Source organism: Pseudoxanthomonas spadix BD-a59, assembly GCF_000233915.3.
Lineage (GTDB): Bacteria > Pseudomonadota > Gammaproteobacteria > Xanthomonadales > Xanthomonadaceae > Pseudoxanthomonas_A > Pseudoxanthomonas_A spadix.
In genome coordinates, this window is the sequence record NC_016147.2 from 1,384,861 (window position 1) to 1,405,791 (window position 20,931).

At 68.9% G+C, this 20,931-nt stretch carries 14 protein-coding genes and 1 riboswitch; of the genes, 7 read left to right on the plus strand and 7 right to left on the minus strand.

What is annotated here, in order from left to right; all coding sequences use genetic code 11:
- Positions 1-25: 25 nt before the first annotated feature.
- Entirely contained in the window at positions 26-1,939 is a 1,914-nt protein-coding gene (locus DSC_RS06250) for a hybrid sensor histidine kinase/response regulator (protein WP_014160296.1), read from the plus strand.
- Positions 1,940-2,014: 75 nt separating this feature from the next.
- Here DSC_RS06250 and DSC_RS06255 read toward each other — a convergent pair whose 3' ends face one another.
- A complete protein-coding gene (locus DSC_RS06255) occupies positions 2,015-4,096 on the minus strand; it encodes a catalase (RefSeq protein ID WP_014160297.1) in 2,082 nt (693 codons plus the stop codon).
- A gap of 345 nt (positions 4,097-4,441) precedes the next feature.
- Between DSC_RS06255 and DSC_RS15670 the strand changes: the two genes are divergently transcribed.
- A complete protein-coding gene (locus tag DSC_RS15670) occupies positions 4,442-5,932 on the plus strand; it encodes a GGDEF domain-containing protein (protein ID WP_014160298.1) in 1,491 nt (496 codons plus the stop codon).
- Between the two features lie 10 nt (positions 5,933-5,942).
- Here the strand turns inward: DSC_RS15670 and gcvP are convergent, their stop codons facing one another.
- Positions 5,943-8,867 carry an aminomethyl-transferring glycine dehydrogenase gene (gcvP, locus tag DSC_RS06265; protein WP_193384093.1) on the minus strand — a complete coding sequence of 975 codons (2,925 nt, stop codon included), beginning with the start codon at positions 8,865-8,867 and terminating at the stop codon, positions 5,943-5,945.
- A gap of 96 nt (positions 8,868-8,963) precedes the next feature.
- A riboswitch (glycine riboswitch) is annotated at positions 8,964-9,079 on the minus strand.
- 320 nt (positions 9,080-9,399) lie between these two features.
- On the opposite strand from gcvP, the gene DSC_RS06270 reads away from it, so the two are divergent.
- Positions 9,400-10,650 carry a multidrug effflux MFS transporter gene (locus DSC_RS06270; RefSeq protein WP_014160300.1) on the plus strand — a complete coding sequence of 417 codons (1,251 nt, stop codon included), beginning with the start codon at positions 9,400-9,402 and terminating at the stop codon, positions 10,648-10,650.
- A 71-nt stretch (positions 10,651-10,721) separates the two neighbouring features.
- Here the strand turns inward: DSC_RS06270 and DSC_RS06275 are convergent, their stop codons facing one another.
- Together DSC_RS06275 and DSC_RS06280 are read right to left on the minus strand one after the other, a co-directional pair.
- A complete protein-coding gene (locus DSC_RS06275) occupies positions 10,722-11,912 on the minus strand; it encodes a BaiN/RdsA family NAD(P)/FAD-dependent oxidoreductase (RefSeq protein ID WP_014160301.1) in 1,191 nt (396 codons plus the stop codon).
- 2 nt (positions 11,913-11,914) lie between these two features.
- Entirely contained in the window at positions 11,915-12,463 is a 549-nt protein-coding gene (locus tag DSC_RS06280; protein ID WP_014160302.1) for a YaeQ family protein, read from the minus strand.
- 71 nt (positions 12,464-12,534) lie between these two features.
- Between DSC_RS06280 and DSC_RS06285 the strand changes: the two genes are divergently transcribed.
- The 4 genes from DSC_RS06285 to DSC_RS06300 all read left to right on the plus strand — a co-directional run bounded on the left by DSC_RS06285 (position 12,535) and on the right by DSC_RS06300 (position 16,272).
- The gene (locus tag DSC_RS06285; protein WP_014160303.1) at positions 12,535-13,416 is read left to right on the plus strand and encodes a pseudouridine synthase; all 882 of its coding nucleotides are present in this window, start codon (positions 12,535-12,537) and stop codon (positions 13,414-13,416) included.
- Between the two features lie 325 nt (positions 13,417-13,741).
- Positions 13,742-13,957, plus strand: coding sequence for a cold-shock protein (locus tag DSC_RS06290; RefSeq protein WP_014160304.1), 216 nt, complete (start codon positions 13,742-13,744; stop codon positions 13,955-13,957).
- Between the two features lie 149 nt (positions 13,958-14,106).
- The gene (locus tag DSC_RS06295; protein ID WP_014160305.1) at positions 14,107-15,663 is read left to right on the plus strand and encodes a protein adenylyltransferase SelO; all 1,557 of its coding nucleotides are present in this window, start codon (positions 14,107-14,109) and stop codon (positions 15,661-15,663) included.
- 78 nt (positions 15,664-15,741) lie between these two features.
- Complete coding sequence (locus DSC_RS06300; protein WP_014160306.1) at positions 15,742-16,272, plus strand: adenine phosphoribosyltransferase; 531 nt, start codon at positions 15,742-15,744, stop codon at positions 16,270-16,272.
- 160 nt (positions 16,273-16,432) lie between these two features.
- Here the strand turns inward: DSC_RS06300 and dbpA are convergent, their stop codons facing one another.
- The 3 genes from dbpA to DSC_RS06315 form a co-directional block, all read right to left on the minus strand.
- Positions 16,433-17,809 (minus strand): ATP-dependent RNA helicase DbpA, encoded by a 1,377-nt coding sequence (gene dbpA / locus DSC_RS06305; protein ID WP_014160307.1) that lies wholly within the window; start codon positions 17,807-17,809, stop codon positions 16,433-16,435.
- 53 nt (positions 17,810-17,862) lie between these two features.
- A complete protein-coding gene (locus DSC_RS06310; RefSeq protein WP_014160308.1) occupies positions 17,863-18,294 on the minus strand; it encodes a barstar family protein in 432 nt (143 codons plus the stop codon).
- A gap of 649 nt (positions 18,295-18,943) precedes the next feature.
- Positions 18,944-20,713, minus strand: a complete 1,770-nt coding sequence (locus DSC_RS06315) for a M14 family metallopeptidase (RefSeq protein ID WP_425476615.1) — start codon at positions 20,711-20,713, stop codon at positions 18,944-18,946.
- Positions 20,714-20,931: the final 218 nt, after the last annotated feature.

The window sequence follows — 20,931 nt, forward strand, 5'->3', positions numbered from 1 at the left end:
AGGCGTTGCGATGCACGGAAATTTATTGGGCCGCACGGCACGTGCGGCGGCGACCATCGTCTCGGGCCATGGCCTGGAAGCCCTGCGGCCCAACGGTGTGCTGTACCAGGCCCAGGCCGTCGCGCCTGGCGAGCGCCGCGTGCCCGATGACCCGAGAGCCCGCGCCTTGCTCGGGCTGGAAGGCGTGGACCGGCACAGCTGGTGGCATGCGGTGCTGGCGCAGGACCTGGACGGCGCGCTGGCGGGCTATCTGCAGTTCATCACCGCCGGTGAAAGCCTGGATATCCAATACCGCATTCAGCTGCCCGATGGCAGCCAGCGCTGGCTGCGCGACCGTGCACGCGTGGTGGAGCGCGCCGGCGACGGCGTGCCGCTGCGGCTGTTTGGCGTCATCGACGATGTCACCGCGTGCAATAGCTTGCAGCGTCGTGCCCAGGAGGCGTCGGACAAGTATCGGCTGCTGTTCGATTCAATCGACGCCGGCTTCTGCGTGATCGAGGTGCTTTTCGATGCCGCCGGCGAGCCGGAGGATTACCGCTTCCTGGAAGTGAATGCTGCCTTCGAGGGCATCACCGGCATCCGCGACGGGGTAGGGCGCAGGATGCGCGAATTCGCCGGCACCCATGAGCGGCACTGGTTCGAAACCTACGGACGGATCGCACGCACCGGCATTCCCGAGCGCTTTGAGAACAGCGCCGAGCAACTGGGCTTTTACTACGATGTCTATGCCTTTCGGGTCGGCGACCCGGGGCTCAACCAGGTCGGGGTGCTGTTCACCGACATCACCCAGCGCAAGCGCGCGGAGGACGCGCTGCGCGAGGATGGCCGGCGCAAGACCGAGTTCATCGCCATGCTGGCCCATGAACTGCGCAACCCCCTGGCCACCATCACCAGCGGCCTGCAGGCCATGAAGCTGGGCAGTCACGGCGTGGCCTCGCACCCGGCCACGGCGATGATGGAGCGCCAGGTCGGGCAGATGCGGCGCCTGCTGGACGACCTGCTGGACATCAACCGCATCACCCTGGGCAAGGTCCACCTGCGCCGCGAACGCTGCGACCTGGTCCAGCTGCTGCGCCAGGTGTCCGAGGCATTCCAGCCGCACTACGACCAGCAGGGCCTGGTGCTGGACTGGGCCTGGCCGGTGCAGCCGCAGTGGGTCAAGGCCGATCCGGCGCGCCTGATGCAGGTGTTCGGCAACCTGCTCAGTAATGCCGCCAAGTTCAGCAATCCCGGCGGGCGGGTGACGCTGTCGCTGCAGCACGATGGACAACAGGCCGTGATCCAGGTGCGCGACCAGGGCGTTGGCATCGAGGCGGCGCAGCTGGAGAGCATCTTCGAGCTGTTCGCCCAGGTGGACAGCGAGCGCAATGCCTCCTCGGGCGGACTGGGGGTGGGCATTGCCCTGGCGCGTCAGCTGGTGGAGATGCACCAGGGCCAGATCCTGGCCCACAGCGACGGCCTGGGCCACGGCAGCACCTTTACCGTGTGCCTGCCGCTGGACCTGCAATCCAGCGCGCCGCCGGCCCTCGCCCCGTCCGAAGAACCGGTGCCTGCCAACGATGGCGTCCTGGACATCCTGCTGATCGACGACAACCATGATGCGGCCGATTCGATCAGCATGGTCCTGGAGCTGCTGGGCCACCGGGTGACCACGTGCTATAGCGGCCAGCAGGGCCTGGACGCGCTGGCGGCGGCGCGCCCGGACCTGGTGTTCACCGACATCGGCATGCCGGGCATGGACGGACACGAAGTGTGTCGGCGGATGCGGGCGATGAGCGAGGGCGCGCCGCTGAAGATCGTCGCACTGACCGGCTGGGGCACCCTGGAAGACCGCGCGCAGAGCGCGCAAGCCGGCTTCGACTACCACTTGGTCAAGCCGATTACCACGGCCAAGCTGCGCGAAGCGCTGGGCATCATCTCCGGCCGCCTGCCGGCCTGATCCAAATCCGCGCATCAAAAAAAACAAGGCCGCGGGGCTGCCGCGGCCTTGTTGCCTGTCGTGCGGGCCGGGCGATCAGGCCAGCATGCGCAGCTTGGGTTCGCGCGCCCACTGGCGGGTCTTGGCCGCGGCAATGAAGCCCTTGGCATCACCGGCATCGACGATGCCGGCATCCTTGCCCACGTTGCCGGCCTCCAGCAGCGGCTGCGCGCCGGCATCGCTGGCGATGGCCTTCAGGTGGGCCCAGGCGTTGCTGACGAAATCGATCGCGGCCGACTCGTTGGCCAGCATCTTGCCCGCCTCCGCGGAGAGCACCACGGCCACCGCGTCGAACACGAAGGAAGGGGTCCCGGCCAGCTGCCCGTCGGCGGTGATCTGCTTGCCGTCGGAAAGCTTCACACCCAGCTTGGGGGCGACGATCTTGCAAGTGGCACCGGCATTCTCGGCGGCTTTCTGCAAGGCCTTGACCGTGGCCGCGTCCGAGTCGTCGTGCACCAGGATGCCGACGGTGCGCCCTTCCAGGGTGTCCTTCATCTTGCCGATGAGCTGCAGCGCGGGCGAGGGCGGCATGTCCTGCGCTTCGACCGCGGCCGGTGGCGCGGGCGGCAGCTGCTCCAGCCCCAGGCCGTCGGCGACGCGCTGGGCCAGATCGGCGTCGACATGGCGCAGCTGGCCGACCACCGCTTCGCGCACGTGCGGGGTCTGGACCTTGGACAGCTCGAACACCACCGCCGAGGCGATGTGCGCCTGTTCGGGCCCGGTCTGGCTGCGATAGAACAGCCGCGCCTGGGTGAAATGATCGGCAAAGCTCTCGGCGCGCACGCGGCCCTTGACGCCGTCATCGGGCGTGGCATGGCTGCGGAAACCGGCCGCCGTTTCGCGTGGGCTGTCCTCCTGCAGCGAGGACGGCTCGTAGGCGACCCGGCCCTTGGGCACCTGGGTCTGCATGTGGCCATCGCGCTGGTTGTTGGCAAACGGGCACTTGGGCGCGTTGATCGGCAGTTGATGGAAGTTGGGCGAGCCCAGCCGCGAAAGCTGGGTGTCTAGGTACGAGAACAGCCGGCCCTGCAGCAGCGGATCGTTGGAGAAGTCGATGCCGGGCACGATGTTGGCCGGGCAGTAGGCGACCTGTTCGGTCTCGGCGAAGAAGTTGTCCGGCCAGCGATCCAGGACCATGCGGCCGATGATCTGCAGCGGGATCAGTTCCTCCGGGATCAGCTTGGTCGAGTCCAGGTGGTCGAAGGGGAAACCGTTGGCCTGTTCCTCGGTGAACAGCTGCACGCCCAGTTCCCATTCGGGGAAGTTGCCGGAACTGATCGCCTCGAACATGTCGCGGCGGTGGAAATCCGGATCGGCACCGGCAATCTTGACCGCCTCGTCCCACACGGTGGACTGCAGGCCAAGCCTGGGCCGCCAGTGGAACTTGACGAAGGTGCTTTCGCCGCGTTCGTTGAGCAGGCGGAAGCTGTGGATGCCGAAGCCCTCGATCATGCGCAGCGAGCGCGGGATCGCGCGGTCGCTCATCGCCCACATGATCATGTGCATGGCCTCGGGGGTGAGCGAGATGTAGTCCCAGAACGTGTCATGCGCGCTGGCCGCCTGCGGAAAACCGCGGTCCGGCTCCATCTTCACCGCGTGGATCAGGTCGGGGAACTTGATCGCGTCCTGGATGAAGAACACCGGGATGTTGTTGCCCACCAGATCCCAGTTGCCTTCCTTGGTATAGAACTTGACCGCGAAGCCGCGCACATCGCGCGGGGTGTCGATCGAACCGGCGCCGCCGGCCACGGTGGAGAAGCGGGCAAACAGCGGCGTCTTCTCGCCGACCTCGGTCAGGATCTTGGCCGTGGTGTACTCGGACAGCGACTTGGTCAGTTCGAAAAAGCCATGGGCGGCCGTGCCGCGCGCATGCACGATGCGCTCGGGGATGCGCTCGTGGTCGAAGTGGGTGATCTTCTCGCGCAGGACGAAGTCTTCCAGCAGGGTCGGCCCGCGCGTGCTGGAGCGCAGCGAGTTCTGGTTGTCGCTGACCGGGATGCCCTGATTGGTGGTCAGCGGCGGATGGCTGGCACCACAGGATTGGTGCAGTTCGCCGCCCGTGCCACGGGTATCGGCCGGTGCGGGCGGGGAGGTGGGGACGGGTTTGCGTGCGGCCATGGCGTAAAGGCTCCAGGTGGCGTGCGAAGGGGAGCCCGCATGCTCCGGCCATGGTCGTGAATGCATTGTGCCCATCGGGGCACGTTGGCTTCACGCCATCCAACGCGGCACGGGCGCTGCGCATGGTCGAAGCGACAGGTGACGGCACGGGGGGCTTGCTTGATTGCGCCGGATGCTGGCCGCGATGGCAGGCGCTGCATGCCGATGGGGCCCTGCGCGGCGCCTCGCCCCGACGGGCGCCAGAAACCATGGACCAGGCCGGCATCCGATCACCCACGGTGCGTTAACATCGCCGCCGCGGGCGCATGGGCGCCATCGGAACCTGACGTTGCGGAACGTCTGACCATGCGCTACGCCGGCATTGCCCTGGTCCTGACCTTGCTGCACCTGTTGGTGGCTGCCCGCGGCGGCACGCACGCGGACATCATCGGCCAGCTGCTGCGGATCGGCGTGTTCGCCAGCGGTGTCTGCGCCGCGCTGCAACGACAACGCCGGACCCGGGGCATGGGCCGGGTGTTGTGGGCGCTGCTGGCGCTCGCGCTGTTGATGCAGGTGTTGTGGGCCGCGTCCATGCTGGCCTCGGTGCTGTGGCCGGCCCATGGGCTGGCGCTGGCGATCGCCGCCAGCGTGCTCTCGGCGCTGTACACCATCCCTTGCATGTACCTGATCACCAGCGCCTTCACCGGACGCGAGCCACGCCTGGTCAAGGCGCTGGATACCGGCATGTCAGTGCTGCTGGCGGCCTTGCTGATCCTGCTGATCTCCACGGTCATGGGTGGGGACACCCCTGGCGATGTGGCCTCGGTCCGGCTGGCGATCTGGCATGCCGATGTGATCGATTTCTCGCTGGCGGTCCTGGCCACGGTGCGGCTGGTCGGCGCACGCGGGCTGGGCCGGCGTCACTTCTACCTGGCCACCTCGGCCTTTCTATGGGTCAACGCGATCGCCGCGGCGATCTACAACCGCCTGGACATGGCCGGCCAGACCTGGTGGGGTCCGGTGCTGCTCGATGTGGCCTTCGTCCTGCTGGCGGTGCTGGCCTGGCGGCCGCCGCCGGCCTGGCTGCGGCGGTACGTGCCCAGCGTGCAGGCCGCGCGCCTGATCGCGGCCTTCGCGCCGGTGGCCATCTCCCTGGGCGTGCTGATCCTGGGCATCAGCCTGTCGCGGCTGAACTTCATCGGTGGCGCCTCGGCGGTGCTGCTGGCCGCGGTGCTGTACGGCCTGCGCGTGGCCGTCATCCAGACCCAGCACGAGGACAAGCAGCAGCTGGCGGACCTGAGCAACCGCCAGTTGCTGCGTCAGCTGGGCGTGGACCCGCTGACGGCCATCGCCAACCGCGGCGCGCTGGATGCGCGCATGCGCCAGATCCTGGCCAGCGGCGTGAGCTGCTCGCTGATGATGATCGACATCGACTACTTCAAGCAGTTCAACGACAACCACGGCCACGTGCTGGGTGATCGCTGCCTGGTGCAGGTGGCCGCGGCGCTGAAGGGCGCGCTCCAGCGCAGCAGCGACCTGGTTGCACGCTATGGCGGCGAGGAGTTCGCCGTGGTCCTGCCCGATGCCAGTGCGCAGGAAACCGAGCAGATGGGCCAGCGCCTGCTGACCGCGGTGCAAGGGCTGCACATCGCCCATCCGTCCTCGCCATTGGGTTACGTCACGGTGAGCATCGGCGTGGCAATCGGCCGCCACGACTGGCTGGATGAAGGCGACGCCGTCACCGCATTGCTCCAGGCTGCCGACCATGCGCTCTACCAGGCCAAGGCCGACGGCCGCAACCGCATCCGCCACGCCGATGGCGACGCCGGCCAGCGTGCGCCGACATTCGATTCATAGGCGTGCCCGATCAGGCCTGCACCTCTTCCTTGTAGGCCTCCACCGGGATGCAGGCGCACATGATGTGCTTGTCGCCGTAGACGTTGTCCACCCGCGCCACCGGCGGCCAGTACTTTGCCTGCTTCAGCGAGGCCAGCGGGAAGGCCGCCAGCTCGCGCGGGTAGGTGTGGGTCCACTGGCTGCCCGAGACCTGCATGGCGGTGTGCGGGGCGTGCTTGAGCGGGTTGTCCGTAGCGTCCAGACGGCCGTCTTCGACCGCGCGGATTTCCTCGCGGATCTGGATCATCGCGTCGATGAAGCGGTCCAGCTCGTGCAGTGATTCGCTTTCGGTCGGCTCGACCATCAGCGTGCCGGCGACCGGGAAGCTCAGGGTCGGGGCGTGGAAGCCGAAGTCGATCAGGCGCTTGGCCACGTCCTCGGCGCCGATGCCGGTGGCCTTCTCCAGCGGGCGCACGTCCAGGATGCATTCGTGCGCGACCAGTCCGTTGCGACCGGTGTAGAGCGTCCTGTAATGCGGGGCCAGCCGCCTGGCGATGTAGTTGGCGTTGAGCAGGGCGACCTGGGTGGCCTTGCGCAGGCCGGCGCTGCCCATCATGGTGATGTACATCCAGCTGATCGGCAGGATGCTGGCACTGCCGTAGGCGGCAGCCGAGACCATGCCGCCGCCGCGCGAGGCCGAACCCTCACCCCGACCCTCTCCCGGGGGGAGAGGGGGCAGAGCCGACGGCAAAAACGGGGCCAGATGCGCCTTGACCGCGCACGGGCCCACGCCCGGACCGCCGCCGCCGTGCGGGATGCAGAAGGTCTTGTGCAGGTTCAGGTGCGACACGTCCGAGCCCCACTTGCCTGGCTTGGCCACGCCGACCAGGGCGTTCATGTTGGCGCCGTCGGTATAGACCTGGCCGCCGTGCGCGTGCACCGCTTCGCAGATGGCGACCATGTCTTCCTCGAATACACCGTGGGTTGACGGGTAGGTGATCATCAGCGCGGCCAGGCGGTCCGAATACTTCTGCGCCTGTGCGCGGATGTCTTCCACGTCGACGTTGCCGTTGGCGTCGCACCTGGTCACCACGACCTTCATGCCGCACATCTGCGCCGAGGCCGGGTTGGTGCCGTGGGCCGATTCGGGAATCAGGCAGATGTCGCGATGGCCTTCACCGCGCGCGCGGTGGTAGGCGCGGATCGCCAGCAGGCCGGCGTACTCGCCCTGCGCGCCGGAGTTGGGCTGCAGGCTGACCGCGTCGTAGCCGGTGCATTCGGCCAGCATCGCTTCCAGCTCCTGGATCAACTGCCTGTAGCCCTGCGTCTGTGCGGCCGGAGCCAGCGGATGGATCGCGCAGAACTGCGGCCAGGTGATCGGGACCATCTCGGCGGTGGCGTTGAGCTTCATGGTGCAGCTGCCCAGCGGGATCATGGTGCGATCCATCGCCAGGTCCTTGTCGGCCAGGGCGCGCATGTAGCGCAGCAGCTCGTGTTCGCTGTGGTGGGTGTTGAACACCGGGTGCTGCAGGAACGCGCTGCTGCGCCTCAGGCCTTCCGGCAGGGCGTCGGCGGTGATCGCATCCAGCGCATCGACATCAACGGTGACACCGAACAACTGGGCCAGGGCAACGATGTCGGCACGGGTGCTGGTCTCATCCAGGCTGATGCCCAGCGCTTCGCTGTCGATCACCCGCAGGTTGATGCCGGCGGCCAGGGCCCTGGTGTGGATCGCATCGGCCTGCACACCCTTGACGTGCAGGGTGTCGAAGAAGTGCGCGCCGACTTCAACGCCGGCGCCACGCAGCGCCGCGGCCAGGATCGCAGCCAGGCGATGGGTGCGGCGGGCGATCCGGGTCAGCCCTTCGGGGCCGTGGTAGACCGCATACATCGAGGCCATCACCGCCAGCAGCACCTGTGCGGTGCAGATGTTGGAGGTGGCCTTCTCGCGGCGGATGTGCTGCTCGCGGGTCTGCAGGGTCAGGCGGTAGGCCGGGTTGCCCTGCGCATCAATGGACACACCGATCAGGCGGCCGGGCATCGAGCGCTTGAAGGCATCGCGGCAGGCCATGAACGCCGCATGCGGGCCGCCGAACCCGAACGGCACGCCGAAGCGCTGCGAGTTGCCGACCACGATGTCCGCGCCCCATTCGCCGGGCGCGGCGATCAGGGTCAGGGCCAGCAGGTCGGCGGCCACTGCGACCAGACCGTGGCGGGCGTGCACCGCATCGGCCAATGCCTGGTAGTCACCCATGGTGTTGAACGAGAGGCCGCCGAAGGTGTCCGGGTACTGCAGCAGCACGCCGAAGGCATCGGCTTCCAAAGCCTGCTGCACGGTGCCCAGCTCCAGCACGATGCCCAGCGGCTCGGCGCGGGTGCGCAGCACTTCCAGAGTCTGCGGATGCACGGCGTCATGGACGAAGAACACCTGCGACCTTGACTTGGCCGAACGCCTGGCCAGAGTCATCGCCTCGGCTGCGGCGGTGGCCTCGTCCAGCAGCGAGGCGTTGGCGATCTCCATGCCGGTCAGCTCGGCGCACAGGGTCTGGAAGTTGATCAGCGCCTCCATGCGGCCCTGCGAAATCTCGGCCTGATACGGCGTGTAGGCGGTGTACCAGGCCGGGTTTTCCAGGATGTTGCGCAGGATCACCTGCGGGGTATGGGTGCCGTAATAGCCCTGGCCGATGAAGCTCTTGAAGACCTGGTTCTTCAGCGCGATCTGGCCGATCCTGGCCAGCGCTTCTTCCTCGGTGATCGCTTCGGGCAGCGCCAGCGGGGCTGGCGATTTGATCTTGGCCGGGACGATGGCATCGGTCATCGACTCCAGGGTCGGGTGGCCGATCACCGACAGCATCTGCGCGATCTCGGCGTCGTTGGGGCCGATGTGGCGCTGGACGAAGGCCTCGTGGTGTTCGAGTTCGCGCAGCGAGGGGGTGTTCCGGGACATGGCAGGCATCCGAAGGGTGGGGCACGCGGTCATCAACGGATGCCCCGGATCTTCAAGCCGTTATCCCCGCCAAGGCGGGAACGACGATCGGATCAGGACATCCTCTCGCGCCCCTCTGTCCTTTTGCCTGAGAGTTTGGAAGCGCGCCGACTGCCGCTTCGTGCCCCTTCGGCGCCGGTGCCGACCCATGCGGGCCGACCGGTCTCTCCAGAGTGTGTGCTGCCTGCGGTGGTATCGGGCCTGAGCGATTACGGGCGTTGCGCCTTCGGCAGCGGCGATGGCCCTGGGGGCCGGCGCCGCTTCTCCCACCTGAACTACGCGGCCGATTATACGGGCCTGCCGGCTGCGCGGGTGCTGTGCACGCGCTCATGGGCGATGCGGTCCCGCAATGGCGTGTTCAGCCGGCGGCGGTGACCAGCCCGGGGGCAACGCCTATCATGCCGCCTCTTCCCACCAGCGTCGGCCCGTGCCTTGTCCTTGGCGCGGCCTGCGTCGTGTCGCCGCCGGACACCGGTCGCGGCGGTCCCTTCCAGGATGTCCCATGCCGTTGCCTGCCACCTCGACCCGTCGGCTTGCCCTGTTGCTGGCGGGGCTGGCGATGTTCGGCCCGTTCACCATCGACACCATCTTCCCGGCGTTCCCGCAGCTGGCCCAGCGCCTGGGCGTGGACCAGGTGGCGGTGCAGCAGACGGTGAGCGTGTACCTGGCGGCCTATGCGGTGATGAGCCTGGCCCACGGCGCGTTGTCCGACGCGTTCGGCCGCAGGCGGGTGATCCTGGGCGGGCTGGTGGTGTTCGTGATTGCCTCGGCCGGTTGCGCGCTGTCGCCTGACCTGGGCACGCTGCTGGCATTCCGCGCCCTGCAGGGCTTCTCGGCCGGGGTCGGCATGATCGTCGGCCGTGCGGTCATCCGCGACCTTTACAGCGGGCACCTGGCGCAGAAGCTGATGAGCCAGGTGTCGATGATCTTCGGCATCGCCCCGGCCATCGCGCCGATCATCGGCGGCTGGATCCTGGGCGCCGGCGCGGGCTGGCCGGTGATCTTCTGGTTCCTGGTCGCCTTCGGTGTGGTGCTGCTGCTGGCCACGGCGGTATGGCTGCCGGAAACGCACCCACCGGCATCGCGCACGCCGCTGTCGGTGACCGGCCTGTGGCGAGGCTATACGGGGATTGCGCGGGACCGCCGCTTCCAGCGGCTGGCCGCCGTCGGCGCACTGATGTTCGCCGGCATCTTCCTGTATATCGCCTCGGCGCCGGTGTTCGTGCTGGAGTTGTTGCACAAGACCGAGCAGGACTTTGCCTGGCTGTTCATCCCCACCATCGGCGGCATGACCCTGGGCTCGTGGTTGTCCGGGCGCATGGCCGGCAGGATGAAGCCGGCCGCGCAGGCGCGCGTGGGCTTTGTCTGTTGCGCGGTGGCCAGCGTGGCCAGCATCGGCTATGCCGCGCTGTCCAGCACGTTCGTCGTGCCGTGGGCTGTGCTGCCGATCCTGCTTGCCGGCACCGGCATGGGCCTGGTGTTCCCGATCGTGGCGCTGGCCGTGCTGGACCTGTATCCACGCCAGCGCGGGTTGGCCTCGTCGTTGCAGGCCTTCGTGCAACTGACCTGCAATGCCATCGTCGCCGGCGTGCTTTCGCCCCTGGTTGCGCACGATCCGCTGAAGCTGTCATTGGGTGCGAGCGTGTTCTTCACCGCTGGCTGGCTGTGCTGGAAGGCCGACCGGCGTGCCGGCCGACGCCTGCAGCGCCAGGGTGCAATCGCGACACGGCTGGAATCGACCGACGGCGCCTGAGCGCGGACGGCCTGTGCAGGAGGAGGGCTTGCACCAAACCCGGCCCTGCGCGCAGGCAGCGCGCGGTTGCGCTAGACCGCTTGCCCTGCGGCGTGCCCGGAGGCCCAGGCCCACTGGAAGTTGTAGCCACCCAGCCAGCCGGTCACATCCAGCACCTCGCCGACGAAGTACAGGCCCGGCGCGCGCCTGGATTCGAAGGTGGCTTGCGAGACCTCGCGCGTGTCCACCCCGCCCAGGGTCACCTCGGCGGTGCGATAGCCCTCGGTGCCGCTGGCCACCAGCGGCCAGGCGCGCAGCAGCTGCGCGGCCTGGCGCAGTTGTGCTGGGTTGAACTGTTTCATCGGCCTGTTGGGCAGCCAGTGTTCGCACAGGCGCTGGGCGAACCGGCGCGGCAGCAGGTCGCCCAGCACGGTCTTCAGCTCGGCTGCCGGGCGCGCGGCGCGCTGGGCCTGCAGCAGGTCCAGTGCGTCCTGGCCGGGCAGCAGGTCCAGGTGCAGCGGCTGGCCGGGCTGCCAGTAGGAAGAGATCTGCAGGATCGCCGGGCCGCTGACGCCGCGGTGGGTGAACAGCATCGCGTTCTCGAACGCGGCCCTGCCGCTTGCCACGCGCACCGGCAAGGCCACCCCGGCCAGGTCGGCCAGCTGTTCCTGCGGCTTGCCGCTCAAGGTCAGCGGCACCAGCCCGGCCCGCGTGGGCAGCAGGGTGTGGCCGAACTGTCTGGCCAGCGCGTAGCCGAAGCCCGACGCCCCCATCGAGGGGATCGACAGGCCGCCGCTGGCCACCACCAGCGCGGGCGCAGCGAACGCCCCGTGCGCGCTGTGCACCACATAGCCGCCGCCTTCGTGCACGGTCACCTGCTCGATGCTGCAGCCGGTGGCGATGTGGACCCCGGCCTGTTCGCATTCGGCCAGCAGCATGGCCACGATCTGCCTGGACGAGTCGTCACAGAACAGCTGGCCCAGGTCCTTTTCGTGGTAGGCGATGCGGTGGCTTTCGACCAGGGCGATGAAATCGCGCGGGGTGTAGCGGGCCAGCGCCGAGCGGCAGAAATGCGGGTTGCTGGACAGGTAGTTGGCCGGGCCGGCGCCGGTATTGGTGAAGTTGCAGCGCCCGCCGCCGGACATCAGGATCTTCTTGCCGACCCGGTTGGCGTGTTCGATCACCAGCACCGAACGACCGCGCGCGCCGGCAGTGGCCGCGCACATCAGGCCCGCCGCGCCGCCGCCGATGACCAGCACGTCGTGGCTGAAGCCGGACGCCATCTTCAGGCCGGCGGCGCGTGCCGGATCGTCGGGACCAGCACCAGCTGCAATGCATCGCCCATCAGCTGGGTTTCGCCATCCTGGGTCAGCACGTCCAGGCGCATGGTGCGCTGGAGCGTATCGGCCAGCTGCCTGACCTGCGCGTGCGGCAGGTCGATCACGGTCAGCTGCTTCATCCGCTTGAGCGAGGCGGCGTTCCTGGACCACCACACATCGCCGGGATTGCCGCTGTAGTTGAGCACCACCACCTGGCGCGAACGGCCGGCCGCCTTGCGCAGGCGGCTCTCGTCCGGCTGGCCCAGCTCGATCCATTGTTCGATCTGGCCGCTGTAGTCGCGCCGCCACAGGTCCGGTTCGTCCTCGTTGCTCAGGCCGCGGCCGAATTCCAGGCGCTCGTCGGCGTGCAGGATGAAGGCCAGCAAGCGCGCCGCCAGGCGCTCGTCGGTCTCGGAAGGATGCTGGGCCAGGGTCAGCGCGTGGCTGGCGTAGTGGTTGCGGTCGATGTCGCTGATCTGCAACTCGACCTTGCGAATCGTGGCGGAAAGGGCCATGCCGGTACCGATGAAGAACAGGCGTCATGATATGGCCAGTTCGCCTCGATGCGCGCCGGAGCAGACGCCTGATGGAAAACCCGCCGTCTCCTGCCTCGATTCCCGCTCGCCTGCAGCTGGCGCCCGGCCCGTGGACCACGCTGCTGGAAGGGCTGTGCGCGCGCTTTCCCTGGATTTCGACCATGCAGTGGCAGGACCGGTTCGCCCGGGGCCGCGTTCAGGATCGCGGCGGCCGCGCCCTTGCGCCAGGCGATCGGTGGCGGGCGGGGCAGGAGATCGTCTATTTCCGCGAGGTGGCACATGAGCCGGCGATCCCGTTCAGCGAAACTATCCTCCACCACGATGAGCACCTGCTGGTGGCCGACAAGCCGCACTTCCTGCCGGTGGTCCCGGCCGGGCGTTTCGTGCGCGAAACCCTGCTGGCCCGGCTGCAGGCGCGCACCGGCTGCGCCACGCTGGTGCCATTGCACCGGATCGACCGTGACACGGCTGGCCTGGTGCTGTTCTCGACCGATCCGGCCACGCGCGGGGCCTACCAGGCGCTGTTCCGCGAGCGCCGCATCGACAAGGGTTACGAGGCCCTGGCGCCGCCGTTGCCGGACCAGGGATTTCCGCTGGAACGGCGCAGCCGGCTGCAGCGTGGCACGCCGTTCTTCCGTACCGAGGAAGGCCAGGGCCCGGCCAACAGCCTGACCCGCATCGAGGTGCTCGAACGTGGCCAGATCCACTGGCGCTACGCGCTGACCCCGGTCAGCGGCCGCAAGCACCAGCTGCGCGTGCACATGGCGGCCCTGGGCGCCCCGATCTGCAACGACCGCTGCTATCCGCTCCTGCAGGCTGAAACGCCGGATGATTTCAGCCGTCCGCTGCAACTGCTGGCCTGCAGCCTGGGTTTCGTCGATCCGGTTTGTGGTGCAACGCGCCATTTCCGCAGCAGGCTTGCGCTGGCGTAACGGCGGCCCTGGAACATCGCGTCAATTCACAACTTTATGAATTTAAAGGAATTTTTTTTGGTTTTCCAAACCTGGCTGCGGCCGGTCCGCGCCTGCGCCGAACGAACCGATGAACGGGCTTGCATTTGTGTTGGCTTTTTCCCCGCAACCTGCGTATGGTGCGCCCACTGTGCTTGCCAGGCTCACCCGTAAATCGTGAGACCTGATGCGGTAGATCGCTAGATCGCTACATCGTTTGCGTTTTTCCTACGCCTGCAAACCCAGTCTCAGCCGCGGTTCTTCGTGGTTGTGATTACCCATCAACATGTTTCCAGGAGTAGTAAAAATGTCCGATAACCAGCGCCAGCAGGGCACCGTCAAGTGGTTCAACGATGCCAAGGGCTTTGGCTTCATCACCCCGCAGAGCGGCCCGGACCTGTTCGTGCATTTCCGCGCGATCCAGGGCACCGGCTTCAAGTCGCTCAAGGAAGGCCAGGCCGTGACCTTCGTGGCCGTGCAGGGCCAGAAGGGCATGCAGGCTGACCAGGTGCAGCCGGTCTGATCGACCGCTTCATCGCGTCACACGCAGCATAAAAGACGCCGGGCCTGTCCCGGCGTTTTTTATGCGCCGCTTGCAAGGGCTTGCCGTTGAACGCAGCGGCATGTGCCTGGTTTGGCTGCCCTGCAGGCATGGGCGCGTAGGCTGTGCGCATGCAACTGAACTTCGACAACCGCCTGCTGCGTGAATTGCCGGGCGACCCGGTGTCCGGGCCACAGGTGCGCCAGGTCCGCGGCGCGCTGTGGTCGCAGGTCGCACCGACCGCCGTGGCCGCCCCACGGGTACTGGCCTGGTCGGCCGAGGTGGCCAGCCTGCTGGGGCTGAGCGCAGGCGACATCGCCGATCCGCAGTTCGCCCAGGTGTTCGGCGGCAACGCGCTGCTGCCGGGGATGGCGCCGTATGCCACCAACTACGGCGGCCATCAGTTCGGCAACTGGGCCGGGCAGTTGGGCGATGGCCGGGCGATCTGCCTGGGCGAGGTCATTGCGGCCGATGGTTCGCGCCAGGAGCTGCAGCTCAAGGGCGCCGGCCCCACGCCGTACTCGCGCTTCGCCGATGGCCGGGCGGTGCTGCGCTCGTCGATTCGCGAGTTCCTGTGCAGCGAGGCGATGGCGCACCTGGGGGTGCCGACCACGCGCGCGCTGTGCCTGATCGGGACCGGCGAGGCGGTGGTGCGCGACATGTTCTACGACGGCCACGCCGCGCCCGAACCGGGCGCGGTGGTCTGCCGGGTGGCGCCGTCGCTGCTGCGCTTCGGCCATTTCGAACTGCCGGCCTCGCGCGGCGAGTCCGCGTTGCTGCGGCAGCTGGTGGACTTCACCATCGCCCGCGATTTCCCGCACCTGGACGGGCCGGCGGGCCAGGCCCGCGATGCGGCCTGGTTCGCCGAAGTCTGCACGCGCACGGCCACGCTGATGGCGCACTGGATGCGGGTGGGCTTCGTGCACGGGGTGATGAACACCGACAACCTGTCGATCACCGGCCTGACCATCGACTACGGCCCCTATGGCTGGATCGACGATTTCGACCTGGACTGGACGCCCAACACCACCGATGCCAGCGGCCGGCGCTATCGCTTCGGCTGGCAGCCGCAGGTGGCGTTCTGGAACCTGAGCCGGCTGGCCGGTGCGCTGGCGCCGTTGTTCACCGACGCCACGCCGCTGGAGGACGCGCTGCGCGGCTACGCCGAGGCCTATGCCGCGGCCGAGCGGGCCACCATCGCGGCCAAGCTGGGGCTGGCCGAATGCGGACCGGCCGACCAGGCCCTGATGGCCGATCTGCATGCGCTGCTGCAACAGGCCGAAGTGGACATGACCCTGTTCTTCCGCGGCCTGGGCGAGCACCCGCCGGGTGCGCAGGCACTGCAAGGGCTGCGCGAGGCGTTCTACGACGATGCCAAGTACCACGCGCACGCCGGCGCGTTCGGTGCGTGGCTGCAGCGCTACGCGCAGCGTTGTGCGCAGGAGGGCAGCGAGCAGGCGCGCCGCACCCGGATGCGCGCGGCCAATCCGCGCTACGTGCTGCGCAACTACCTGGCCCAGCAGGCGATCGACCGCGCCCACGCCGGCGATCTGGGCGGCGTGCATGCGTTGCTGGAGGTGCTGCGCCATCCGTACGACGACCAGCCCGGACGCGAGGCGTTCGCGCGCAAGCGCCCGGACTGGGCGCGTTCCAAACCCGGCTGCTCGATGCTCTCGTGCAGTTCCTGATCGCCGCAGCACCGCTCCGGCTGGCACCGCCGGTCATGTGCAGTAGGATCGGCCTTCATCCAGGAACGTGAGAGCGTGATGTACGGCCAAACCGAGTGGGCGGGCCTGATCCGCGATGTGCCCGATTTCCCCAGGCCGGGAATTCTGTTCAAGGACATCACCCCGATGCTGGCCAACGCCGCGGCCTTCGCCGCGGCCACCGGCGCGCTGGCCGAACCCTGGCGCGACGCCGGCGTGCAGGCGGTGCTGGGCATCGAATCGCGCGGGTTCATCCTGGGCGCGGCCCTGGCGCGGGCGTTGAAGAGCGGTTTCGTGCCGGTGCGCAAGCCCGGAAAGCTGCCCGGATCGGTGCTGACGGTGGAATACGGGCTCGAATACGGCAAGGACACCTTGCAGCTGCGCGCCGATGCGGTCGCGCCCGGCACCCGCGTCCTGATCGTCGACGACGTGCTGGCCTCCGGCGGCACCTTGCACGCGGCGCTGTCGCTGGCCCGCCAGCAGGGCTGCGACGTGCTCGGTGCGGCGGTGCTGATCGAACTGCAGTCGCTGGGTGGCCGCGGGCGCTGGCAGGCGGATCTGCCGCTGACCGCGACGCTGCGCTTTCCCTGAATGCTCCCGGCAGCAGGCTGGGACCCCTTTGTTGCAGGGGCGGACCTGCTGCGATTGCTTGCCGGGGCTGCGCCGCCCTGGTGCGGATCCGGGAGAAAGGTCCCAACGGACCAGACTCGGGGCTGCATGCGCTTGGGCTTGCGCCGCGGGACGATGATTTCTACAGCGCGCGCACGCGGAAGCTGCGGCCCTTGATCTTGCCGGCCGACAGCCGCGCCACCGCCTTTTCGGCGTGTTCGTGCCGGATCGAGACGTAGCTGCGCACCGGGCCGATGATGATCCGGCCGATCGCGCTGGCCGGCAGCCCGGCCTCGCCGGTCAAGGCGCCGAGGATGTCGCCGGGGCGCAGCTTGTCCTTCTTGCCGCCGTCCACGCGCAGCGAGACGAATGGCGCGCGCGGCGGCTGGCTGGGCCGGCCGGTGGCCAGCGGGGTCTTGATCCACGCCAGCGGCGCGCCGGCCAGTTCCTCCAGGGCGCGGGCGCGCGGCAGTTCGCGCGGGGTCACCAGGCTGAAGGCCAGGCCGCTGCGGCCGGCGCGTGCGGTGCGGCCGATGCGGTGGGTGTAGGTGTCGGTGTCGGTCGGCAGTTCGTAGTTGAACACCGCGGCCAGCTCTTCCACGTCCAGCCCGCGCGCGGCCACGTCGCTGGCCACCAGCACGTTGCAGCTGCCGCCGGAGAAGCGCACCAGCACTTCCTCGCGATCGCGCTGTTCCATGTCCCCGTGCAGGGCCAGCGCCGAGAAGCCATAGCCCTGCAGGGAGTTGGCCACCTCGTCCACGTCCTTGCGGGTGTTGCAGAACACCACCGCCGGCTCCACCCGCTGCTGCAGCAACAGGCCGGCCAGGGCCTTCTGGCGCAGTGCCGGCTCCACTTCGCAGAAGCGCTGCAGGATGTCGGGGGTGTCGGCGGTGGCCAGATCGGTGGCGACCTCGACCGGTTCCTTGAGGCTGTCCTGGGCGATGGCGCGGATCGCCTCGGGCCAGGTCGCCGAGAACAGCAGGCTCTGCCGGGTCCTGGGCGTGCGGCCGAGGATCTCGCGGATCTGCTCCTCGAAGCCCATGTCGAGCATGCGGTCGGCCTCGTCCAGGACCAGCACGCGCACGCCGTTCAGGTGCAGGGCCTTCTTGCGCAGCAGTTCCTGGATCCGGCCCGGGGTGCCGACCACCACGTGCGGGTCGTGTTCCAGCGAGGCCAGCTGCGGTTCCAGCGCCATGCCCCCGCACAGCAGCGAGACCTTCAGGTTGGGCAGGCCCACCGCCAGGCGGCGCACCGCGCGGGCGACCTGGTCGGCCAGCTCGCGGGTCGGGCACAGCACCAGCGCCTGGGTCTTGACCAGGCCGGTGTCCATGCGGGTGAGCAGGCCCAGGGCGAAGGCGGCGGTCTTGCCGCTGCCGGTGGGGGCCTGGGCGATGACGTCGCGCCCTTCCAGGATCGGCGGCAGGGCGCGGGCCTGGATGTCGGTGGGCCGGGTATAGCCGGCGGCGTCGAGGCCGCGCCGCAGCGCGTCGGACAGCGGCAAAGTCGAAAAATCTTCCATCGGCCATGATCGCAGCTTCGCCGGTGGCTGCGAAGCAACATCGGCGAGCGGCTTCAGTCTTCCAGCTCGGCGATGTCCTTGTCGCGCAGGGCCATGAACGCCCAGAACGGGACATTGCGCGCGCGCCAGGCCGCTTGCGCCTGGTCCAGCACCGCGACCAGGGTGTCGAAGTCCGGCTCGTTGTGGGCGTGCATCTCGCCGGCGCCTTCCAGCAGCAGCGCGTAGCCCGGCGCCGGCAGCCACTGCAGGTCGCGCAGGCAATCCAGCAGGCCCTCCCAGTTGCGCCCGGAAGCCATCGGGAAATCCAGCGCCACGGCGATGCGCAGCAGCAGGGTGCGCCTGTCGCGCACGCCCATCAGGTCGATCCGTCGCACCAGCAGCCGCGCCTCGAAGGCGAATGCAGCCAGCACGTCCAGCTCGTGGGCGCTGACGAAATACACGCCGGCGCGGCCGGGATCTTCCAGCTGCGGGTCGTGGCTGCTCATCGGGCGGGTACCTGGGATTGGTCAGGGACGAACACCGGTGCGCTTTGCCGCGCTGGCGCGGGCAGGAATGCGGGCAACGCGCCACCTGACGCCCGTGGCAACGCGCTCGCCGCCTGATGTGGTGCGGCGCGCTGCAGCTTTCCGGTACTGCCTGAGCACCACCACGGGCGCCAGACCAGTGCCATGGCCCCCGCGCTTGCAGCGAGCAGGCGCAGCCACGCGCTGTTCCCCTGGGCGCCCCACGCGCCCAATCCCCCAAGCGACATGCGCTTTTCCCTGTTCAGGTTGAGAGACGAGAGTGTCGGCCGACGCGGCCCGCTTGTAAACGGTTCAATGGGTGAAGATCGGTCACCATACGCCGGTCTGTGACGGGGATTCCGCTGGCGCCACGGGCCTGCAGCGGGCGTCGTGCGCGTTACTGTACGGTCCGGGCAGGCGGGTCCCGGGCCAGTCCCTTCGGGTGGTGGGCCGCGTCGGTTCCAGGCCAGCGGCGGGCCGGCCACGACTCTCCCAGGCCTTGGCACTGGCCGGTCGCCGAACCGGACGGGCGCGGCCGGCCGGTGCCCTGCCGGGCCGCTTGCCGATCATCGAGCCGCCGTAACCGGCCTGGTTTGAGCATGTGTTCGCTCCCGGGAATGGGTTGATGACGTCAGGGCGGCGCGGTATCGGTGCCCAGCACCGGATACAGGCCGTAGCGGGTGTCCCACGAGGGATGGCGGCGGGCGAAGAACTCCAGCCGCGCGCGTGGATTGGCGGCAAAGTCCGGGTCGTCCTTCAGGCGCTGCTCGAACTGCGCCTTGACCTGCCGATCGCGCAGCATCTGCCGTGCGACTTCCTCGGCGACGTAGCCTTCCATGTACTCCTTGCGCTCGAAGGCCGCATTGAACAGGCCCCACTGCAGCAGCGAATCCGGCGCGGCCGGATCCAGCAGGGCCACCACCAGCCGCGCGCGCGGCTGGGCGATCGGCACGAACAGGCTGCCGGCGGGCAGCTGGGCCGGTTCGTCGGCCCAGGCGCCGCTGAGCTTCAGGCGCTGGCGGCCCTCGGTGGAGGTCTTGTCGAAGTCGATCTTCGTCGCGCGGAAGGCCTGCACCTGCTGCGCCGCCTCGGCGTCCAGGCGCCGGTACTGCAGGCCATGCACGCGCAGCTTTGGCTCCACGATCGACGCCCAGCCGGCTGGCACCAGATAGCCGGCGCGCGGGGCGGTGGTGGTGACCGAGGGCGTCATCGTCTCGCGCAGCGGAATGTGCCAGACCTGCGGCCTGGTTTCGTCGTACTGCGTCATCTGCGCGCCGGAGACGTCCGAGGGCGTGCGCGTGTAGGCATAGCCGAGGAAGTCGATCATCCGCACCTGGTCGCTGGCCTTCCAGTCCAGCACCTGCGGCTGGCCACCGAGCGCGGTGGCGGCCTGGTCGGCGGCAGCGGCGTCGGCGCGCCATGCGGCGCCATGCGCGGCAACCTGCTGCAGCACCGCGACGATGGCATTGCCGGTGATCGCCACGCGCTGCGGGTAGCGCAGCCACGCGTGGGTCTCCACCAGCATGCCCAAGCGGTTGCGCAGCTGGAAATAGCCATGCGAGAAGCGCGGCGGATAGACCTCATCGGCAAAGCCGGCAGCCGGATTGTCGTTCTGCGCCAGTGCCGGATAGAACGGCAGCGCGTGCGAGCCCTGGCGGTCGAGCTGGGCAATCACCGCTGCACGCAGGGCCGCACCATCGCGCTGCAGGGTGGCATCGCCTGCATGCGAGGGCTCGACCTGCACCGACACGTCATGGCGGAACTTGGCCCCGTCGGTGACGTGCAGGTCCATGGCCAGCAGCGGATCCCACTGCTCGACCAGCGCCAGCATCGCCTGCATCTCCGGCGCATCGGCCTTCATGTAGTCGCGGTTGAGGTTGAGGTTCTGCGCGGTGGCGCGGAAGCCCATCTGTTCCGGGCCGCGCTGGTTGGGCCGGTTCCACGGGCCGAAGCGCTCATGCCCGTCGACGTTGAACACCGGCACGAACAGCCACACCAGCCTGTCCAGGGTGCCCCTGGCGCGGGTGCCCTGCAGCAGCTGGCGCGCGACCTGGAAGCCGGCGTCCTTGCCGTCGATCTCGCCGGCGTGGATGCCGCCCTGGATCAGCACCACCGGCAACTTGCGCGCCCTGGCCGCGGCCGGGTCCAGCGCGCCGCTGGTGGACAGGGCCATGGCATGCATCGGCCGGCCCTCGGGCGTGGTGCCGTAGTCGAAGCAGCGCACGGCAGCGGGCCAGCGGGCGGCGAAGGCCTGGCACAGCCGGCCGACCTCTTGGTAACGGCCGGTCCGGTGGAAGCCGGAGGCCTCCGATTCGGTGACCAGATCGGCATCACCGATGGTGGACGCCGCGCCGGCCAGGGGCGAAAGCAGCAGGCAGGCGAGGGTCGCGGCCCTCGCCAGGGGGCGCAGCCTGGAGACGGTCATCGTGGCGCGGCGCAAGGCACGCTGCGTTGCCCGGACTGGCAATGCGGGCAACGCCTGCGCGGCCGCGATGTGAGGGGTGGGCACGTTCGGCTCGACATTTTCCGGCTGTCGCGGTACCAGGGCGGGACGCAGGCGCATCGGGCGGCTTCACCGTGTTCAGTGCGGGCCGCCATGATGCCAGCGGCGGCGCGCCT